We start from the raw sequence: 20,653 nt of genomic DNA, 5'->3' as shown, positions 1-20,653 counted from the left end.
AAGCTATAATCCATTAATGATGAACAACCTCAATATCGCAACCGCCCAATTTGAAAACAGGAGCGGGGATAAAAAATATAACCTCTCAGTGATTAAAAAAATGTCTGCAGATGCTGCAGCGGCAGGAGCTGATGTAATTGCATTTCATGAATGTTCAATTACCGGATATACCTTTGCGCGCAAATTGTCTAAAGAACAGATGCTCGGTCTTGCTGAATATATTCCTGCGGGGGAAAGTGTCAACGAGTTAATTGAATATGCCAGGGAATACAATATTGTTATTCTTGCTGGCTTATTTGAAAAGGACCAAGATGATCACCTCTATAAAGCATATGTCTGTGTAGACAAAAACGGATTGATCGCCAAACACCGGAAGCTGCATCCCTTCATCAATCCACATCTGCTACCAGGAAACGCTTATACGGTATTTGATCTGTATGGCTGGAAGTGTGGTATCTTAATCTGTTATGATAACAATGTCATTGAAAATGTAAGGGCTACAACATTGTTGGGTGCGCAGGTATTATTCATGCCACATGTTACGATGTGCACACCTTCACCAAGGCCGGGAGCTGGTTTTGTAGATCCTGTATTATGGCATAATAGAGCGAATGATCCTCAATCATTAAGAGCTGAATTTGATAGTTTGAAAGGGCGTAAATGGCTGATGAAATGGTTACCGGCCAGAGCATATGACAATGGCATCTATTGTGTGTTCTCTAATCCGATTGGGATGGACGATGATCAGTTGAAAAACGGCTGCTCCATGATCATTGATCCATTTGGGGATATCATCGCAGAATGCAGGGCGCTGGATAATGAATTGGTAATCGGAACAATGAGCAGCGATAAACTTGAAAATGCAGGTGGATCCAGGTATATCAATGCGAGGAGACCTGAGCTGTATAAAGCTATAATTGGCGGCCCTCATCAACCCCATCAAAAAGTATCATGGCTCAAATAATAGCCCTTAATTCGTTCAGTTGATTTATTTCAAATGTTGGATCATCGGAATGTTCTGTTTGCATTGGATTATATAAAACCTGATCCCAGCAGGCATTTTTTGCACCAATAATATCCATGGTCAGGGAATCTCCTACCATCAGGCTATTTGCTGCTGTTGCTCCTGTTACTTTCAGCGCATAATCAAAAATCTGTGGCATTGGTTTAAAGGCACTGCATTGATCAGCTGTTATAATTTCAGTAAAATACGGTAATATGCCAGAGCACTGTAGTTTTAGTGATTGAACTTCATGCGTTCCGTTTGACAGTACATGTATGGCGTAATGATTTTTACAGTACTGCAGTATCTCCTTGGTAAATGGCATAAGTGTGCACTGCGTAGGCAAGATCGCTTGAAATCTGACATTCAATTCGAAGGCAAGATCACGGTCGTCAATGTTATAGTCCATCATAGTCAACCACATTCTTTTCCATTGAAATTCTTCATGTGAGATCAGGCCATCTAAAAACTCCTTCCATACTTCACTGCTTCTGGTTGCATAACAACTATGGAAATCTGAAAAACTATCGACGTTATATTTCCTTAATTTAAATTCGTCATATAACGTGTTCAGCGTTAATTTTGAATTTTTCTCAAAATCCCAGAGGGTATGATCCAAATCAAAAAAAATATGTTTATACTTCATTTCCTAATTAATATTGCAATAGCATTGACACCTGCCTAATTACATGTGATCTGATAAGCACATCTTCGATCTCCGGAAATAATATGCGTAACACGGGTGACGGTTACGGCTTGTCCTAAGACCGACCTGAAGGTATTCAATTCAGAGGAGCAAAAGCCCTGGCAAATGCTCGCTGCCGCACAGATAGGACAATGATTTTCTATGAGCAGATAACCGTCCTGATTTCTCGCGTATTCAGCCATATAACCTTCTCTGGTTCTGATTTCTACGAGTTTTTCAATTTTCTGTTCCAGCTGGTCAATACCATCCATCTCCTCATGATATTTCTGTTTCCCTGTTTCCTCATAAACAGAGATGACTTCCTGCATGGCATTCCCGCCCATTGCACTAAGGATATTGATCAGCTTCAATGTCAGTTCTGCATGGGTGTCTGGAAACCTGGCGTTACCTTTTGCCGTAAGGCTAAAAGTTTTCTGCGGTCTGCCCACACCTCTTGAATGATGCCCGGTAGTTACCAGCTCTTCTTCTGAAAGTTTAAGCAGCTGCAGGCGGATACCTTCCTTGGTTATTTTTAGCTCGTGCGCAATCTCCAGTGCCGTAAGCGGACCGCGCATTTTGAGCAGCATAAGAATTTTATTTGTGGTCATAAACTAATAAAACAAGTTAATGCTTGTTTTATTATGCCAAATTATTAATTTCGCAGTACTTATCAAAGCTGATAGCAAGATAATATGTTATCTATCGCCATCAGCATACTGATTCAGAACATTATGAATACAATACTACAGATTATGCTACTTGATCCCAATGTTACTTCGATTAATTCGTATCATCAAATTGACTTACCTGTCTACATCGTTCCTTACTGGAACGTTCTAAAGAAGATCTGTTCATAAAAGAACCTCCCTCGGTTTTTACACATCCCTTTATACTGGTTAAAAAATAAAGCGGCTTTTACTCCATGCTAAAATTTTGTATGGAATTGAGCAGGGGATTGCTATGTCCAAAAATTAGCCTTTGCCCTATAAAAACAAACAAATTCACTAAGAAAAATAATAAATATTGATGATGAAAAAGATGATGACACTCTTGTTCGCCGGAACAATGGCGATGGTTTCCTGTGAAACGAAAAAAACAGAGCAGGCGGAACCTCCAAAAGGATATCCTGTGATGACGCTGCAGCCTCAGCAGGCGATTGCCACAGCAGAATACCCCACCATCCTGGAAGGGGAACAGACGGTGGATATTCGCTCCAAAATTGATGGTTATATCGAAAAGGTTTATGTAGAAGAGGGAGCAGCTGTGGCTAAAGGCCAGCCATTATTCAAGATCGATGACAATAGTTATCTGCAGGAGGTAAATCATAAAAAGGCAGCGGTATTGGCAGCGCAGGCGAGCCTGGAAACTGCGGTGATTCAAACCCGGCGATCAGCCGCACTGGCAGAAAAGAAAATCATAAATGCCTATGAACTGACCACGACTAAAAATGCAGAAAATGTAAGCAGAGCAGTGCTGAGTCAGGCGCTGGCCGATCTCTCTGCTGCCCGTTCAAAACTTGCTTTTACAAATATCTTAAGTCCGATCAGCGGGATAGTGGGCAGCTTACCGCATAAGACAGGTAGTCTGGTAAGCAGCGCAGCGCCGGATCCATTAACTACTGTGGCCAATACCAGCCGGGTTTATGCTTATTTCTCGGTAAGTCAGCAACAACTGGAGCTGTTCCTAAGCCAGTACCCGGGCGGAAAACTGAAAGACAAGTTCAGGCAGATGCCGGCGGTTTCCCTGTCGACTGCAGATGGGGAAATCTATCCTTTAAGGGGAAAGATTCAAACGCTGAGCGGAGTATTGAATGCCAGCACAGGTGCCGCTAACTTTAAGGCTATTTTCCCAAATCCGGACGGTAAATTATGGAACGGAGCAAGTGCCACTATTTTTATCCCCACGCAGTTTGAAAATGCGATTATGGTACCCAAGACTGCCGTTTTCGAATTGCAGGGTCGCTTTTTTGTCTATACAGTAGATGCACAGCAGACGGTGCATACCACAGCTATAAAAATCAGAAATATAGCAACGGAGAAAGCTTATATCGTAACCGAAGGATTGAAAGCCGGAGCGAAAATCATTACGGATGGTGTGGGCAATTTAAAAGACGGAGAAAAAATCAAGGCCTTAATGCCTTCATCTAAAATTTAAGAGACATGTTTAAGAAATTTATAGAAAACCCGGTATTATCTACTGTGATATCGATTATCATCGTGATCCTGGGACTGCTCGGATTAGCGTCATTGCCCATATCGCAATATCCTGAAATTGCACCACCTACTGTTGCGGTGACTGCTGCCTACCAGGGCGCCAGTGCAGATGTGGTGATGAAAAGTGTAATTATCCCGCTGGAAGAACAGATCAACGGGGTGGAGAACATGACTTATATGACTTCCACGGCAAGTAATAATGGCAGCGCGACCATCACGATCTTTTTTAAGCAGGGCACAAATGCAGATATGGCAGCGGTAAACGTGCAGAACAGGGTGACGAAAGCCACGAGCTTATTGCCGGAAGAGGTGATCAAATCGGGGATTACCACGAGCAAGCAATTGAGCAGTACAGCATTTAGTTTCCTGTTGTACAGTAAGGATGGGAAGTATGACCAGAAGTTCCTGGATAATTATTTGCGGATCAACATTATGCCGGAGATGAAACGTGTGGAAGGTGTGGGGAGCACCGAGATTTATGGCACACAGGAATATTCGATGCGGATCTGGTTAAAGCCCGGAGCAATGGCCAGCCACGGTTTGCTTCCTGAGGATGTGATCGCTGCGCTGCAGGAGCAGAATATTGAAGCAGCACCGGGAAAAATCGGCGAAAATAGCAGGGAAGCTGTTCAGTATGCGCTGAAATTTAGTGGTCGACTCGAAAATCCTGCACAGTTTGAGGATATCGTTCTGCGGAGTGACAAGCAGGGAAACCTGTTACGGCTGAAAGATGTGGCAGCGGTTGAATTTGGTGCGCTGGATTATACAACATCCTTGATTACACAGGGTAGGGTTTCTTCAGGAGGAGCAATCAGCCAGATCTCGGGATCGAATGCCCGCGAGCTGATCATTGCCTGCGAGGAGATATTAAAGAAAGCGGCAAAGGATTTTCCTCCGGGGCTGGAATACCATACCTTTTTGAATGCGAACGACTTTCTGGATGCGTCAATTGAGAAGGTGATCCATACCATTATCGAAGCTTTTGTGCTTGTTTTTATTGTGGTGTTTATTTTTCTGCAGGATTTGAGGTCTACCTTAATACCGGCGATTGCCGTTCCGGTAGCGATTATCGGTACCTTCTTTTTTCTGAAGCTTTTCGGGTTTACGATTAACCTGCTGACGCTTTTTGCTTTGGTACTGGCAATAGGTATTGTGGTGGATGATGCCATTGTGGTCGTAGAAGCTGTACATGCGAAACTGGATCAGGGGGCGAAATCGGCAAAGAAGGCAACGATCCATGCCATGAGTGAAATCAGCGGTGCGATCATATCGATTACCCTGATCATGTCGGCCGTGTTTATACCGGTCACCTTCATCACAGGCTCTGCGGGTGTATTTTACAAGCAGTTTGGTTTAACACTGGCCGTAGCCATCCTGATTTCGGCAGTGAATGCCCTTACTTTGAGTCCGGCACTCTGCGCCATCCTGCTGAAACCGCATCAACCAGGGAAAACGGATCATTCAACAGGATTTTTACCTAAATTTTATGCGGGCTTTAATGCGGCTTTTACAGCAGTGACCGATAAATACATTGGCGTAGTCCGCTTCCTGATCCGTAAGAAATGGATTGCCTTAGTGGCCATTGCTTTATTTGGAGGAATATTTTATACGCTGATGAAGACCACGCCAACAGGTTTTGTGCCGAACGACGATGGTGGGGCGATTTTTGGAAATGTGGTACTCCCGCCGGCATCCACATTGGAGCGTACGGAACAAATTACCAGGGCGGTAGACAGTATTGCGCGATCTATTCCTGAGGTCGAGCTTTCGTCCACCCTTTCGGGAATGGACCTGATTCACGGTTTCGGCGGCTCTTACGGCGCTTTGTTTATTCGTCTGAAACCTTGGGAAGAAAGGAAGAGGAAAGGCCAGGATGCACAGTCGGTCGTAAATCAGCTGTTCGCAAAAACCGCCCATTTAAAGGGAGCAAACATTGTTTTCTTTGCTGCGCCTACGCTACAGGGATTTGGCAATAGCAATGGATTTGAAGTGCAGCTGCAGGATAAAACAGGTGGCAGCTACGCGGATTTCGGCAGGAATATTAGCAAATTTATGGCTGCAATCAATGGCAGACCGGAAATCATGTATGCCACAAGTCCTTTTAATATTGATTTCCCGGAGCTGGAAGTAAACGTCAATGTGGCTAAAACCAAGGCGGCGGGAATCAGTGTAAATGCGGTACTCAATACATTGCAGGGTTATTTTGGCGGCATCTATGCATCTGATATCAATAAATTTGGTAAACAGTACAGGGTGATGTTACAGGCACATCCTGATTACAGGGCAAAAGAAAGTGATCTCAACACTGTTTTTATCCGGACAGCCGCAGGAAGCATGGCCCCGATCTCGGAATTCGTTACCCTGAAGAGAACCTATGGTCCTGAATTTATCAACCGCTTTAATCTTTTCAGCTCAACAACGGTTACGGGTGTGCCAAATCCAGGTTATAGCTCGGGTGATGCGATCAAAGCAATTGAAAAAGTGGCTGCAGAGACACTGGACAGGGGATATACCTATCAGTTTTCGGGCTTAACTAAAGAAGAGCTTTCCAGCGGCAGTCAGACTACCTTAATCTTCGGACTCTGCCTGCTTTTTATCTACTTCCTGCTGAGTGCACAATACAGGAGCTATATACTGCCATTTTCAGTGTTGTTATCTTTACCCATCGGACTTGCGGGCGCTTTTATATTCGCCAACCTGTTTGGTATTGATAATAATATTTTCCTGCAGATCAGCCTGATTATGCTGATTGGATTGCTGGCCAAAAATGCGATCCTGATTGTTGAATTTTCATTGCTGCACCGCCTGAGTGGCAGAAGCCTGGTACAATCGGCCATCTTTGGTGCAAAATCCAGGTTAAGGCCAATCCTGATGACTTCATTTGCTTTCATTTTTGGATTAATTCCGTTGATGATCGCAACCGGCGCCGGAGCTTTAAGTAACAGGTCTATTGGTACCGCTGCGGTGGGTGGGATGCTGATCGGCACCTTGTTCGGTGTATTTGTCATTCCGGTACTCTTTATCATTTTCCAATCCATACAAGAAAAAATCGGCGGTGTAAAAACAGCAACGCATCAATCAAGCTAAAAAATATGTTATCATGAATAAATACAGTTATAAAATAATAGTCCTGACCCTGTTCAGTGTGGGTATCTGGTCTTCCTGTAAAATCACAAAACCTTATGTAAGACCTATGGCGGATGTCGCATATCGGCAGCCCGAAAGTACTGATACCACCAGCATGGCAGTCATGAAATGGTCGGAACTCTTTACGGATACTGCCCTGCGGCAACTCATCAGCGAAGGACTCACTGCAAATCTGGACCTGAAGATTGCTGTTGAACGGATCGGTCGGTCGGCCGTTCAACTGAAAATGGCCAGGACTGCCTTTCTGCCTGCTGTCAACGGAAACCTGTCCGTAAAAGAATCCAGACTGGCATTTCCTCAAGGTTTCGGACTTTTTAACCAGGCTACACAGTACGATTTGGGCATCTCTAGCGGCTGGGAACTGGACGTTTGGGGAAAACTGAAAAGTGCCAAAAGGAGTGCCGTCGCCGATTTATTGGCGACAGATGCGGCTAAACGCGCAGTTCAGACACAGCTCATTGCCAATATTGCCAATGCCTATTTTGAGTTGCTCCTGCTGGATGCACAATTGAATGTGCTGCGGGAGACCGCACAAAACAGGGAGAAAGATGCCGAAACAATCAGGGTTCTTTTTGAAAACTCAATGGTCAATGGTGTAGCGGTGGTGCAGAGCGAGGCCAATCAGTATGAAGCTGAATTGGCAATCCCGGATGTGGAGCAGCAGATCCTGGAAACGGAGCATAGTTTATGCCTGTTACTGGCCAGATCACCGGGGCCGGTTAGGCGTAGTGTGCTGGCGGGACAAAAGCTGAGTTGTGATCTGCAGGTTGGAGTTCCCATGCAGCTCCTGGCCAACCGTCCGGATGTACAGGAAGCTGAATATCACTTCAGAAGTGCATTTGAGCAAAGTAATGTAGCAAGGACCCTTTTATATCCTGCGTTAACCATCAGCGGAGCCGCTGGCTTTTCCAGCTTCGGATTGTCGGACTGGTTCACCAAAGCAGGTCTCTTCGGCAATATTGCCGGGGGACTGACACAGCCTGTCTTTAACAGGGGCATAAATAAGGCGAAACTGGCTACTGCGCTTTCTGTACAAAAGGAGGCACGCTATCGCTTTGAACAGGTGATGCTGAAAGCGAGCGGTGAGGTTTCGACTGCTTTGTCTGACTACCATAAGGCTGCGATAAAGGAGAAAAAGAGAGATAAACAACTGGTGGCGCTGACCAAAGCGGTAGAATTCAACAATGAATTGCTCAACAATTCAACCACCAATTATACTGATGTACTTACCGCTGAACAGCAATTACTAAATGTGCAGTTTAAAGCTATAGCCGATCAGCGGCAGAAACTGCACGCTCTTGTAAACCTATACCGCGCGCTGGGCGGTGGTTGGAATTAGTCTCCAGCAATTATTAACCGTAAGCGTCGCTGCAATTATTTGTCAGGCGTTTACGGTTATATTCATCTTTCAGCATAATTAATGAGCTCATCAGGTTTAATAAGCTGGAAAAAACAGATCCGACTTTAAAGCAGAGATGTTCCTCCTGGATATAGATGAACTTTTTGCGGAGGCAGAATAAAATCACAGAATCCAATCTGACTAAATGATTTAAAACCAGATACAGCTCCTGATATGGGTACCAATTTTTTAGGAAATCCAAGAGCTGAAAGTTCAAAACCCGAACTATTGTTTTTTTAAATATTTGATCCATATGAAATTACATCCCCAAATGAATACCATTAACACCAGCATATCTAATAGAAAATTACCAGTATTAAAGCCGATATGGGCTAGTCCAATATCGGCGGGATCTATCTTGCCATAGGTGTATTTGTTAAACGTTAAAGGAAATCCAATCGAAGTAAAACCGTCTGATTCAGCTTCATATGTGGAGTAAATAAGCGTGATTACTATAAAAGCCGCAATAGCTAATAAAGTGGGTTTCGTATGTATGCGCATCAACCTGAATTTAATTTGCCATGGTGATCCCGGATTTTTTAACGATAACTAAGCTCGATAAAACTGACACCAGGACTCTTCAGTACCTAGTTAATAATTTTATTTAACTTTATCAAAAATGTTAAGCATATGGAATTAGTAGTAAACTCCTGGGTGCAGGTTTTATGGCCAATCTTCTTGATGATAGTGACATTCTTCATTGTAAGGTGGGTTTTTAGATTGATTTTAAAATTTTATAGAAGAAACGTTCTATAGCTATACAAAACATTTAAAAGTATCATTCATAGTGGGGGTGATTTCAAAAGTGATGGCAAATATTAAGAAATGGAAAACAGCATAAAAGTACTTTCTGGTTATGGTTTTAATGCTGATGGTCCATATTTTATTATTGATGAGATAGATGGAAAGCTGGCAACTCGTATTCATCGAAATATTATTGGTCGTGATTTCACCATCAGACCCTTACCGTCCAGATTTTGTATAGGTAGTTATGATTTAAAAACTTTTCATGCAATCCCATGCCCGCATATTAGTGTCATGACTCATAAAAAAGGAAATGTCTGTTTTGACTGTTCCAAAGCCAACAGCTTTAATCCTTCATTTTATAATGTACCTGTCTCATCACTAAGTTTAAAACAACAGGAATATAATTTACGACCTCATCATGTTTATTTAGCGCTGTTCGATGAATATCACATAAAGGTTGGCATATCTCAAAAGAACCGGATTCTTACCCGCTGGCTGGAACAGGGAGCGAGAGTGGCAACAGTTATTTTTGAATGCGACAATGCCTACCTTGCGCGGGAAATTGAAGAGAAAATTTCAAAAGAACTCAGACTGGCTGAAACCTTGAGAAACGATCAGAAAAGGCAGTATTTAAAGCATCATACCGACTTTGAAAAAGCCTCTGCTATACTGGATGAATTGATCCCTAAAATCAGTGCCCTTTTTGAACAGCAAATTACACATCGGGCGCCAACCAGATTAGATGAATATTATCTGCAAAATAATAGCATACGCACTAATATCATTGACATATCAAATGAGCTACCGGAGTCTATTTCTGGCAGAGGCATCGGACTGATAGGGGATACGCTGATCGTTGAAAATGAACACCAGCAATTTATGTTTTCATTAAAAAAAATAATAGGGCAACAGATTTCATTGGAGAATTTAGTGGTAAAACAGCATTTTGCTCCGACTCAAATTTCCTTGTTTTAAGCGCTCACATCTACATCAAATTTTGCAGAAGGATTTCTCTAATTTTCACTTATAATCTGTCTTTTTGAATAAAGGATATTGGAATATATTACCATAGGAAACAATTCATTGCGCTTATCTCTTTCATGTTCACCTTAGCAGGCTATATACTAATTATGCTGAATTATTTGTAATTACTTAGTTTGCGACATCATTATTTTTAATTCCTGCTTTATTTTTATTGATGTTATCCTTCAGCTTACCAAAATTGTAATTCAGGCTAATATTGAACGTTCTGAAATAATTCTGGTTTTCATATACCTGGCTAAATTGTGGACCAAAAGTTCTGTTTACACTATTGCGGTATTTGGTAAACGGATTTCTAATTCCGCCACCGATACTAAATTTATCCTTAATAACATCCTTGTTAAAATTGAAGGCACTTGAAAAGAAACCATTGGTATAGCCCTGTAAACCTGTCGGGTTGCGACTGTTTATACCCAGGTCAGCATTTAAAGCCCAGCCATCGCTAAGACGCACAACGTTTGACAGGGTGACAGCATAGATCAGCATGTCATTATTTATGGGCTGCCCGTTATCCTGCCCGCTGAGCCAAAAGTACATGGAGTTCCCGTTCAGACTGGCGTTGTAGCTGCTGCTTACCGGGTAGCTCAGGTTAAAATTAACTCCTGCACTGCTTGATTTGCCTGTATTGGCGTATGTTATTCGGGTGACCTGCGTAGCTGGATTAAAATTGACGACCTGCAGATCAAGATTGTTCATAAATGCATAATCAAACCCAATGTTAAGCGCTAGCTTTTTGTTGCTGCTGTATCCGAACTGGATATCGTTTAACAGAACCGGTCTCAGATCAGGATTGCCGGTAATTTCATAATTTGGGTTTGAACGGTCTATATAGGGGTTCAACCTGCTGATGCCCGGCCTCCTTATCCTTTGCGAAAAGCCAAAGCTGATACTGCTTCCGTTCTTAAAACCTTTTCCTACGGCCAGAGAAGGGATAAAATTGAAATAATCCTGATCGGCAACTGAAGCTGTACTTGAGAAATCAGCACGTATCACGGTTTCCTCTATCCTTACACCTGCATTGATATTCCAGCTATTTAGATTCAGCTGATAGGAGTTATAAGCGCTAAAAACGTTTTGTGTATTGCTAAACGAATTGGAGAGCACCGGATCTGTTTCGTATATGCCCAGTGCAGTGTTCAATGAGTTGTAAGCAAAATCACTGTTATTTTTCCTTAGTATTCCTTTGAGCCCGGCTTCAATGTTGAGTTTTTTCAGTGGTGTGACAAAATCGACCTGGAAGCTATGCTCTTTAAACCGCTGGTGATCGGTTTGCTGAAAATCCGGTGTAGCAAAATTCACGCGGTTATCAAAAGCAATTTTCCCGTTTTTATCGTTCAGGTTAGTGCCAAAGAGGTAGGAGAATGTGAGCAGCCTGTTCTTCATCCTTTTAAAACCCATTTCGTAATTGATGCCCGCATTTACACCATAACCTGTTGCTTTGTTTTCATTTTCAAATCCATATTGCTGTAAAAGCCCGTTTGCGCCTGTTAACGCAGAGGCCTGTGCTGAATGCTCTTTTACCCGGCTGCCATTGTAATTTAATTGGGCCGTCAACAAGTTCAGACTATCTGCAAGATAACTCCATTCCATTCCAAAATATGCTGTCTTGTTTGTGGAACGTTGATGGCCCTCTTGTTCAAGTGTCGTACCCACGGCATCAACGCGTTTATTGGTGTTAAAGGTTTGGGGTAACTGATACATACTTCCGCCCCCAAAAGATGAGATCCCAAACTTGCCGCTTTTTGCCGTAAATGAAGCGCCAACACCCGGGCCACCAACTGGAAAACTTTCATTAACGTTCAATGAGCCATTGAAACCATCGTTGTTTTTTTTGTTGGTGATGATGTTAATTACACCGCCCAATCCCTCCGCATCGTACCTGGATGGCGGATTGGTAATGACCTCTATCTTCTCTATGGTAGAGGCTGGAATGCTTTTTAATACCGCTTTAAGATTGCCCTCCATACTGCCTGATGGTTTGCCGTTGATGAGTACTTTAAAGCTTGAATTACCTTTCATTAGCAGGTTATCGTCGCCATCGACCGATAGATAGGGTATTTTGCGCATCATCCTAAGTACATTATTACTTTTGCTCTCCGGATCTGCTTTCAGGTCGTAAATTATCCTGTCGGCCTTTCGCCTGATGAGCTGCCTATCGCCGCTTATTGCTACTTCTTTTAAACCCAGCACCGTACCTGCCAGGTAAATAGATTTCAAATCTATTGTTTGCGATAGGAATGTTAACGAATCAACAGCAATTCTTTTGAGGGCATAACCAATAGCCTCAACAGAAAGTAAATACGACGCAGGAATAACGGAGGGAAATTTAAAAGATCCATCCTCTTGGCTAACCACAATTTGAATGGTCTCATTATTAGCTTTTTTGAGTCTTATGGTTACCATCGCTAATGGATTTTTTGTTGCGGAATCGACCACAATACCGGCAATACTGGCTTTGGGTGAGGTTTGGCCGAAGGCTGTGCTATATTGGTTGAAGAAGATGGTACTGATGATGACCAGCGCTAGGATAGCCTGTTTAAATTTCATAATAAAGTTGATCAGAGGACGCAATAATTAGGCAAGACAATTCCTGCAGGAAAATTTGTCCTTTAAATGTTTGGTAGAAAAAGAATATCTTATTGTGCTGTTCTGCGCTAAAGCTATAGCGTATCGCTATTCTTTTGTTTCTTCAGAAATAGGTAGTAGAGGAAGAATCCTGCCGCGATAAAAATCATTTCGATGCCATACGGTGCCGGCGAATCTTCGGCACTGAAGGGTACAAATTCCAGAACCACAAAACCAATACCGGCCGATAGTAAAAGCAGACCCCATTTTACTGCTTCATTTCCGGAGCCTGTTAACAGACGCAAAAATCTAAGGCCAGTTTCGTCCAAAGGACCTGCATCAATGATTCGTTTTTTCAGCCTGTAGTTATACAGCGCAAGGATGAATATAGCGATAAGTATAAAAAATACGATGACGACGATGAATGGCATTAATTGTTTCATGGTGCTGTTGATTAAGTTATTTGCTACAGTAGTCAGCACACCAGCCGCTCCGGTTGCAATTATTTAATAAATCTTTTATTTCTCTATTTTGCAACCGCTAATGTACATATCTTGACTACTGTTATATGTTTGATGAGAACGAAATTATAGACAGGATATTAAAGAAAGATTTACGAGCCTTTGAGTTATTGGTTAAACAATATGAGAAGCTTGTTTTCTTTGTAATCCACCGGTTAGTTCAGGACAAACAAAACAAGGAGGACATCTGTCAGGAAGTCTTTATTAAAATACATCACAGCATACCATCGTTTCGCTTTCAATCAAAACTATCTACATGGATCGCACGCATAGCTTATCTCACTGCTATAAATTATGTAAAAAGTAATAAAAGGAATTCGCCATACGAATATCCGGAAGACCTTGATAACTATTATTTTTCAGATGATAATCCTGAACGGGAACTGATAAAAAAGAATACTGCAGATTATGTTAACCATCTGATAGCACAAATGCCCCATCAATATAAATTGGTATTGACCCTATATCATTTGAACGAGTTTTCATTGGCGGAAATAAGGGAAATAACAGGAATACCGGAAGGCACGGCAAAAAGCTATCTATTCCGGGCACGCAAATTATTGAAAGAAAAAATTGAAAAAGACCTTAAAGAGGAAAACACATGGAAGAGTTAAATGACGATGAACTGCAGGATTTATTGAGTGGTGACTCCATCTCCGGCAATAATGAGCTTAGCGAAAAAGCAGTCAGTGATCTTTTATCGTACCAGGATTTATTTAGCACACTTAAAACGGCCCCTCAGACTGGATTGCCGCTGAGCTTTGCATCAAATGTAAGACGAACACTTCAGGAGCGACTTAACCGAAAAAGTGATATGCGGTTCAATGTTATGGCAGTAACTATTTTTGTGCTGAGTCTGGCACTAGGTTATGCGCTATTACAGCTAATTAGTCAAACTACCGCAGACCTTATCTTGAATATGGTTTTTAAATTTAAATGGCTTTTATTTTCGATAGTATGCTTGTTCTTTTGCGTATTGGCGATAGACCAGCGTCTGGTAAGAAGGGACTATTGAGGAATTATCTATGTTTTTCTTTCGAAATAGCACACATTGTTATTGACATGGCTTTTGTTTGGTCTGATGAGCACTAAATATTGAATCTATATGAGCTTTGAAATATTCTTCGCGATATGCACTATCCATAAACTTAGATTTCTTGTCCCTGGTAACGAAAAAGACAGCATATTGTCCGTAATTGTCTGAAACTGATAACCAACCTAATTTGTACATCTGATTGCTTTTTGTAATAGATACTGTATCAACGTAAGTCCCCGGATCAATCATTTCCAATTCCACTCTCGAACCCTTAACACTATCATAGCTGAAGTATTTCTCATCTTCGGGACTCATGTTTCTGGCTTTCATTTGAGTTTTCAGAAATCCATTTGCAGGGATTTTATACAATTCATAGTCGCCTTCCTTAACTTCAGGCTCTCCATCTTTCTGATCCCATGAGATCACAACCATTCCTTCATAACCCTGAGGTATCATGTATTTGAGAGTAGGAGTATGCCAATAACTACAAGAATACAGGAGAATGGTAGATATTAAAAGTGACAGTATTCCTTTTCCATGATACGTCATTCTCTCCGAATACTTCTTTGGCATACACTAATTTTTTAATAAGGCTAACTAATTTGTCTCTAAGCTATAAATATATACTATTCAAAATAAAAATGGAATTATAGTCAAACCACCGGACGCTACCACTCCCGCACTGCAGCAAGCTGATTAGCTGTTTGTAAAAGTTGTCATCTAAATATTTTAGCAAACATTAGCTATGATTAGTATTCTTTAGTATTTTTGCTTCAGGATGATAACGCTATTAATTATGATCGGCAATTACCAAAATAAAATCCATGGAAAATAAACCTTATCAATTTGAATTAGATGGTGTTGGTGAAATACTGATTTTTCCACCAAATGAAGTAGTAGATCAGTACAGAATTGTAGCTGACGGAATGGTTTGGGGATATATTTACCCTGAAAAGCTGGATGACGACACAGGAGAGGTCATCTGGAAAAGTGATTCGTCAGGCTTAAACATTGTGGCGCCAGTTCTTGGTAATATGATTGAGCGTTATGAAATTTCTCTTAAAACCATTTGAACAGGGATTTGTTCCTTAACAAATTTAAAACCAAGACTATGGCAGACGATAAAAGTAAACAAGGCACAGGAGACGATATCAGGATTGACGCTAACGATGCAAGCGAAGTAGAATATGCGGCAAAGAAAAGCGGAGTAACATCTGCAGAAATCAGAGAAGCGATTACCAAAGTAGGTAATCTGCGGGCAGATGTAGAAGCGTATTTTAAAAAGTAAATTTGGGGCCTCATCATAGGATGAGGCCTCAAATTTAGACTTACATCTTTTGAAAATGTACTTCGGTATAAGCCCTTCTGATTGTTCCGGGATTATCGTCTGCAGCTTTAATTTCACTGGTCCAGGTCATATCAGTACCGTTGATTGAAGTGATGTCATAATACTGACTGCTGTCTATCAGAATTCTCGATTTGCCTTCGGGTGTGACTGACACCGTGTAGAAGAATTCTCTGGGCTCTCCGGAATCCGTTACATAATACCTGTCATTTTCCCTGAAATCATATACCGGAATAGGATTTTGTCCGGAAAGATCCTGTGTGTTGACCACAGCACCCTTGGCATCGTATTCAGTATAACTTCCGCTCACCAGTTTCCATTTTGCCACAATTTTGGTTTTCAATGCCGCTGCTGTCTCCGGCTGATCGTCTGAATTATTGCTTTTTTTACATCCCACAGAGAGCATCAACAGCGCTAATAGCATGAACTGGCAGAAGTAGATTAATCGTATTTTTCTTTTCATATTAGATTTTTACCCATTTAACAACCTGCAACAGCTATTGTTGTTTAAAAAGTAAAATTTCAAAACCAAAAAACGGAGCACTTGTTAAAATGAAAACCTTTTTATGAAAAAAATCGCTCAAATCTTATTAATTGTATGTTTCTGCTCTTCATTAGCTGCCTGCAAAAAAAGCAAAAATGAAGAAGTTAAACCTGATGAAAATGCTGTTGTACATGGCAAAGTATACGGTAAGGAGTATACCACGGTAACCGGCCGCGCTACTACTGATGTTTCTAACAACGTAGAACGGGTAATCGTGAACCTGTCAGCAAACAGCAGTTTCAGTTGCGCAAGTCCGGAAAATAGCGGTTACAGTGTCTATTTCAGGGTTCCTAAAAAAGTAGGTGTCTATACACAGGGAAGTAACAACATCTGGTTAATCTTTAATGATTCTGCTTCAGATCAGGGTGTTGGCTTTGTAAGTGCTGATTGCAGGATAGAAATTACCTCTATCAGCAATGGAAGAGTTGCGGGTAAAGCTAGTTTTGCCGATCAGGAATCAGACAGCAGTGTAAGCGGGACTTTTGATGTTGCCTTTTGCCAATAATCCGGCATAAAGATCAGCAAACTCAGCGTAGCGGCTTTATCTTCGTTTTCAGGGTTTTTCATTGCCAGCGTAATGATGATACATACTGTGCATTACATGCATATGTGGTCCTGTGAGCGCTGCTAAACCAATAATTGCATACAGCACCAGATTGTCATTCCTGAAAAATAACGAACTGATATAACCGGCAAAACAAATTCCGAATAAAACAATCAGACTATTTTTTATAATCTCCCTGACCACCATTCCCTTGTCAAAACTCTGATGCTCCAGTAAATAGCCCAACATGCTTTTTAATGTGGTAATGGAGTGCCAGAAAATAAAATAGAAGGTGAAGCTTAACAACAGTGGGAGCTGATAGACGATGAGTACTAAAACTAAAAATCTCAGTATCTCTTTCCGGTTACAGGCAACAGTCTTTTTATACAACAGCCAGTACCCTAACCAGCTGATTCCAAACGCAGCAACCATACCCAAAAGCACAAGTTGAGGATGCTGATCTGCCCATTGGATACAAGCTGCACCAGGACCTGCAGGGTTTAAATGGATCAGCGTTTTTGATACGCTGGAGAAATTAGGTAATAAAATAAGTCCCAGGATGAACAGTCCGTAACTGAGTCTGATTAATTTCCCGGCATAAGAATGGTTGATGCCGGTCATATCCGTTTCTCCGAAATGGTAGGCAGATAAGAGTAGAAACAGCAGGATGGCCAAATGAGGAAAACAGTAGAAAAAAAAGAAAAACAGCAGAATTTGTCCGCAATAGATCAGTGTAAATTTTTGTGCGCTAAAATTCAGGTTGAGGCGGCTGGCAGTTTTCATCGCAATTAACCGGTCTGCACCTCCATGAGGAATGCCAACGGCGATCAGGCCAATTGCAAACAGGATGAGCTGAAGCAGGTAGGAGAGCGGGTAGAAGTACCAGTTGATGGCCAGCAGGATCAGACCTGCAGTTAACAGTAAACTCCTAAATAACATTTAAATTTATAACAGGCATCCAGCAAAGATACGCTAATAGCATTCCCCCAGATGTATTATTAAACCAGCTTGTACATTTTAAAATAGGGTAGATACATGCCTGTCCCTAAATGCTAAAATTCCTAAGCTAAAACGAAAGAAATTATAAAACTAACAATATTAGTATTTGTGCTAACTGTATTAGTAGATTTGTGGCGCACTAAACTTGTCATATATGCTGCGAAAAAATACGCCTGAACGAAATATTGATATGGATCCATTGGAAGATGCCGGTAAGGTTACCGGTTTCTCTTCTCCAGCTACAGACTATAGTCAGGACCGCCTGCATATTATTCAGAAGTTAGTGAAAGACCCTACAAATACCTTTTATTTTGAAATGGAAAACAACGACATGTCTGGCTTCGGGATCCTGAAAGGTGCCCTTTTAGTAGTCGACAGGTCTGTCAGGCCTAAAAATTCAGAAATTGTAATAGCCAATGTAGAAGGGGAGTGGGTAACGAGGAAGCTGATCGTCAAAAGTAGTACTGTCCACTTAGTCAGCTCCCTTGCAGAAGAAGAAGTTATCGATATTACTGATGGCCAGGTGGTCATCTTCGGTACCGTCATCTGGAGCTGCAACCCGATGGCAGGTATAGTAAAACGTATTATCGACTAATGCATGATTGCATTAGTAGACTGCAATAATTTTTACGCCAGCTGTGAAAGATTATTCAGACCGGAATATAACGGCAGACCGGTCATTGTGCTCTCCAATAATGACGGTTGCGTAATTGCCCGTTCCAATGAAGCGAAGGCTTTGGGTATAAAGATGGGGGCAGTATTTTATATGATGGAGGAGATGATCAAAGAACATCAGATCCTGGTGTTTTCTAGTAATTACACGCTTTACGGAGATATGAGTGCCCGTGTAATGAACAACCTGGCCCGTTTTGCACCTGCAGTGGAAGTGTACTCAATCGATGAATGTTTCCTGGATTTAACAGGTATGACAGATCTGGAAGCCTATGCCCACCGGATCCGTCATTCAGTAATTCGAAATACAGGGATTCCCGTAAGTGTAGGTATCGCGCCAACCAAAACGCTGGCCAAACTGGCCAATAAAATGTGCAAACATACCGGCGGCGTTTGTGTGCTGGATACAGAGGAAAAGATCAGGCAGGCAGTAGAAACTTATCAGGTGGAAGATTTATGGGGCATTGGTCGTGCTTATGCAGCAAAGCTGATCACGATGGGCATTAACACCGCTGCAGATTTACGCAACATGCCAATCGGGTTTATACAGGAGAGGCTCACCATACAGGGCGTGCGGATGTGGAATGAACTCTGGGGAAAATCCTGCATTCCAGTCAATGATGCGCTGGACCGAAAGAAAGCGCTATGTACCAGCAGGGCATTTAGCAGGCTGACCTCTGATCTGACCGTGCTTATTGAAGCGACAGCAAGTTATGCCAGCAGGTTATCCTTAAAGCTGCGGGAAGACAAAAGCTGTGCAACGGTGATCTCGGTCAGATTGCTGACCAACAGGTTCAAGACCGATCAGCCGCAGGCATGTCCGTCTATTGCCATCCCTTTAACCCATCCGGTAAATAATACCCACGATATTGTCCATACGGCATTGGCGGGACTGCGGGCAATTTACCTGGAGGGTTTCCTGTACCAGAAAGTAGAAGTGATGGCTACAGGTTTGATTCCGGAATCTGAAGTGCAGCTGAATATCTTTAGCAAATGGAATGGCCCTGTTTATGATAAATTAAGTGCAGTAATGGATCAGATCAATAAACATTACGGACGCGGAACCGTCAGGATTGCGGCAGAAGGACAGGAGCAGACCTGGGCTATGAAAAGGAGATATCTCAGTCCTGCCTATACCACGGAATGGAAGGATATCATTAAAACCAAATAACCAGCACGCAATTCAGACAAAAACCTTCGCCATATTCTATTTGTTAATAGACTGATGTATTAACCAATCCTTTTGCATATGTCTACAGAAGAATCAATGTTTATGAATGCCTTTCCTTTAAAAACTGTGGAAACCAAAAATCTGTCAGTAGCTTATTTTGAATTGGGCGACGACCAGGGCTGGCCAGTCGTACTGTCTCATGGATTTCCATATGATGTGCATGCTTATGAGGAAGTTGCCAGGCTCCTGATTGATACCGGTGCGCGGATTATCATTCCCTATACCCGTGGTTTCGGTCCAACCAGATTTTTATCAGCAGATATGATGCGCAACGGGCAGCAGGTGGCACGCGGATCTGATGTGATTGAACTTTGTGATGCACTAGGTCTGGAGCAACCCATTCTTGCAGGTTTTGACTGGGGAGGTAATGCTTCTTGTGTAGCCGCGGCACTTTGGCCGGAAAAAGTGGGAGGACTGGTATCTTATGCGGGTTACGATATTATTGATATTGAACAACAGAAGCAAGCTGCTTCACCAACACTAGAACGTGTATGCTGGTACCAGCACCTTTTTCAATCTGAACGCGGACGTCAATGCCTGGCTGAAAGTCGCTATGAGATAGGTAAGATCCTATGGCAGGAATGGTCGCCCGACTGGGAATTCGATGAGGCTATTTACGCGCGAACAGCCGTTGCTTTCGGTAATCCAGATTTCGTGGATGTGGTGATTCATACCTATCGTTTTATGCTCGGTAAGGAAGGTGGGGAACCTGAGCTGCAATTACTTGAAGATCTTTTAGCACATCAACCTAAAATAAACGTACCTACTGTTACCATAGACGGTGTTAATGATCCGTTGAAGCCAGGCGGAACTGCTGATCATAGTCATCTGTTCGCCGGTCTGCATGAACATGTTATTGCCGAAACAGGACATAACGTACCACTGGAAGCACCACAGGTGTTTGCAGATGCAATATTGAAAGTTCATGGCTGGCTGTCATAAGCAGTTTTTGACTTGAATA

20 protein-coding genes are annotated in these 20,653 nt (G+C 42.1%); 13 read left to right on the top strand and 7 right to left on the bottom strand.

The window, feature by feature from the left end; translation table 11 throughout:
• Window positions 1-16: 16 nt before the first annotated feature.
• The gene (locus tag OQX62_RS16270) at window positions 17-964 is read left to right on the top strand and encodes a nitrilase family protein (RefSeq protein WP_265832673.1); all 948 of its coding nucleotides are present in this window, start codon (window positions 17-19) and stop codon (window positions 962-964) included.
• On the opposite strand, the gene OQX62_RS16265 is transcribed toward OQX62_RS16270, so the two are convergent.
• Window positions 957-1,649 (bottom strand): YjjG family noncanonical pyrimidine nucleotidase, encoded by a 693-nt coding sequence (locus OQX62_RS16265; RefSeq protein ID WP_265832672.1) that lies wholly within the window; start codon window positions 1,647-1,649, stop codon window positions 957-959. The genes OQX62_RS16270 and OQX62_RS16265 overlap by 8 nt on opposite strands.
• Window positions 1,650-1,684: 35 nt before the next feature.
• Complete coding sequence (locus OQX62_RS16260) at window positions 1,685-2,296, bottom strand: helix-turn-helix transcriptional regulator (RefSeq protein WP_265832671.1); 612 nt, start codon at window positions 2,294-2,296, stop codon at window positions 1,685-1,687.
• Window positions 2,297-2,714: 418 nt separating this feature from the next.
• Here OQX62_RS16260 and OQX62_RS16255 point away from each other — a divergent pair, with 418 nt between their 5' ends.
• The 4 genes from OQX62_RS16255 to OQX62_RS16240 all read left to right on the top strand — a co-directional run bounded on the left by OQX62_RS16255 (window position 2,715) and on the right by OQX62_RS16240 (window position 10,169).
• A complete protein-coding gene (locus OQX62_RS16255) occupies window positions 2,715-3,842 on the top strand; it encodes an efflux RND transporter periplasmic adaptor subunit (protein ID WP_265832670.1) in 1,128 nt (375 codons plus the stop codon).
• A gap of 5 nt (window positions 3,843-3,847) precedes the next feature.
• Entirely contained in the window at window positions 3,848-6,988 is a 3,141-nt protein-coding gene (locus tag OQX62_RS16250) for an efflux RND transporter permease subunit (RefSeq protein WP_265832669.1), read from the top strand.
• A gap of 13 nt (window positions 6,989-7,001) precedes the next feature.
• Entirely contained in the window at window positions 7,002-8,387 is a 1,386-nt protein-coding gene (locus tag OQX62_RS16245; RefSeq protein WP_265832668.1) for an efflux transporter outer membrane subunit, read from the top strand.
• An 885-nt stretch (window positions 8,388-9,272) separates the two neighbouring features.
• Window positions 9,273-10,169: a DUF2797 domain-containing protein gene (locus OQX62_RS16240; RefSeq protein WP_265832666.1), complete on the top strand. Its 897-nt coding sequence runs from the start codon at window positions 9,273-9,275 to the stop codon at window positions 10,167-10,169.
• A 177-nt stretch (window positions 10,170-10,346) separates the two neighbouring features.
• Here OQX62_RS16240 and OQX62_RS16235 read toward each other — a convergent pair whose 3' ends face one another.
• Both OQX62_RS16235 and OQX62_RS16230 read right to left on the bottom strand, forming a co-directional pair.
• Window positions 10,347-12,782 carry an outer membrane beta-barrel protein gene (locus OQX62_RS16235; RefSeq protein ID WP_265832665.1) on the bottom strand — a complete coding sequence of 812 codons (2,436 nt, stop codon included), beginning with the start codon at window positions 12,780-12,782 and terminating at the stop codon, window positions 10,347-10,349.
• A gap of 113 nt (window positions 12,783-12,895) precedes the next feature.
• Window positions 12,896-13,243 carry a hypothetical protein gene (locus OQX62_RS16230; RefSeq protein WP_265832663.1) on the bottom strand — a complete coding sequence of 116 codons (348 nt, stop codon included), beginning with the start codon at window positions 13,241-13,243 and terminating at the stop codon, window positions 12,896-12,898.
• A gap of 125 nt (window positions 13,244-13,368) precedes the next feature.
• Here OQX62_RS16230 and OQX62_RS16225 point away from each other — a divergent pair, with 125 nt between their 5' ends.
• Window positions 13,369-13,935, top strand: a complete 567-nt coding sequence (locus tag OQX62_RS16225) for an RNA polymerase sigma factor (RefSeq protein ID WP_265832661.1) — start codon at window positions 13,369-13,371, stop codon at window positions 13,933-13,935.
• Window positions 13,923-14,336 carry a hypothetical protein gene (locus OQX62_RS16220; RefSeq protein ID WP_265832659.1) on the top strand — a complete coding sequence of 138 codons (414 nt, stop codon included), beginning with the start codon at window positions 13,923-13,925 and terminating at the stop codon, window positions 14,334-14,336. The genes OQX62_RS16225 and OQX62_RS16220 overlap by 13 nt, the downstream gene beginning before the upstream one ends.
• Window positions 14,337-14,375: 39 nt before the next feature.
• On the opposite strand, the gene OQX62_RS16215 is transcribed toward OQX62_RS16220, so the two are convergent.
• A complete protein-coding gene (locus OQX62_RS16215; protein ID WP_265832658.1) occupies window positions 14,376-14,930 on the bottom strand; it encodes a DUF6843 domain-containing protein in 555 nt (184 codons plus the stop codon).
• A 251-nt stretch (window positions 14,931-15,181) separates the two neighbouring features.
• Between OQX62_RS16215 and OQX62_RS16210 the strand changes: the two genes are divergently transcribed.
• Both OQX62_RS16210 and OQX62_RS16205 read left to right on the top strand, forming a co-directional pair.
• Window positions 15,182-15,430: a hypothetical protein gene (locus OQX62_RS16210; protein ID WP_265832657.1), complete on the top strand. Its 249-nt coding sequence runs from the start codon at window positions 15,182-15,184 to the stop codon at window positions 15,428-15,430.
• A gap of 38 nt (window positions 15,431-15,468) precedes the next feature.
• A complete protein-coding gene (locus OQX62_RS16205) occupies window positions 15,469-15,645 on the top strand; it encodes a DUF3606 domain-containing protein (RefSeq protein WP_265832656.1) in 177 nt (58 codons plus the stop codon).
• Between the two features lie 40 nt (window positions 15,646-15,685).
• Here OQX62_RS16205 and OQX62_RS16200 read toward each other — a convergent pair whose 3' ends face one another.
• Complete coding sequence (locus OQX62_RS16200) at window positions 15,686-16,165, bottom strand: hypothetical protein (RefSeq protein ID WP_265832655.1); 480 nt, start codon at window positions 16,163-16,165, stop codon at window positions 15,686-15,688.
• A 103-nt stretch (window positions 16,166-16,268) separates the two neighbouring features.
• Between OQX62_RS16200 and OQX62_RS16195 the strand changes: the two genes are divergently transcribed.
• On the top strand, window positions 16,269-16,751 hold the full coding sequence (locus OQX62_RS16195) for a hypothetical protein (RefSeq protein ID WP_265832654.1): 483 nt from the start codon (window positions 16,269-16,271) through the stop codon (window positions 16,749-16,751).
• Between the two features lie 48 nt (window positions 16,752-16,799).
• On the opposite strand, the gene OQX62_RS16190 is transcribed toward OQX62_RS16195, so the two are convergent.
• Window positions 16,800-17,729 carry a beta-carotene 15,15'-dioxygenase, Brp/Blh family gene (locus tag OQX62_RS16190; RefSeq protein WP_265832652.1) on the bottom strand — a complete coding sequence of 310 codons (930 nt, stop codon included), beginning with the start codon at window positions 17,727-17,729 and terminating at the stop codon, window positions 16,800-16,802.
• Window positions 17,730-17,943: 214 nt separating this feature from the next.
• On the opposite strand from OQX62_RS16190, the gene OQX62_RS16185 reads away from it, so the two are divergent.
• The 3 genes from OQX62_RS16185 (at window position 17,944) to OQX62_RS16175 (ending at window position 20,634) form a co-directional block, all read left to right on the top strand.
• Window positions 17,944-18,384 carry a LexA family protein gene (locus tag OQX62_RS16185; protein ID WP_265832651.1) on the top strand — a complete coding sequence of 147 codons (441 nt, stop codon included), beginning with the start codon at window positions 17,944-17,946 and terminating at the stop codon, window positions 18,382-18,384.
• 3 nt (window positions 18,385-18,387) lie between these two features.
• A complete protein-coding gene (locus OQX62_RS16180; RefSeq protein ID WP_265832650.1) occupies window positions 18,388-19,632 on the top strand; it encodes a Y-family DNA polymerase in 1,245 nt (414 codons plus the stop codon).
• 78 nt (window positions 19,633-19,710) lie between these two features.
• Window positions 19,711-20,634, top strand: a complete 924-nt coding sequence (locus OQX62_RS16175; protein WP_265832649.1) for an alpha/beta fold hydrolase — start codon at window positions 19,711-19,713, stop codon at window positions 20,632-20,634.
• Window positions 20,635-20,653: the final 19 nt, after the last annotated feature.

Origin of the sequence: Pedobacter sp. MR2016-24 (assembly GCF_026239655.1) — a bacterium.
Lineage (GTDB): Bacteria > Bacteroidota > Bacteroidia > Sphingobacteriales > Sphingobacteriaceae > Pedobacter.
The sequence above is the reverse complement of the archived record's forward strand: the minus strand, read 5'-3'. Positions and strand labels throughout refer to the sequence as shown.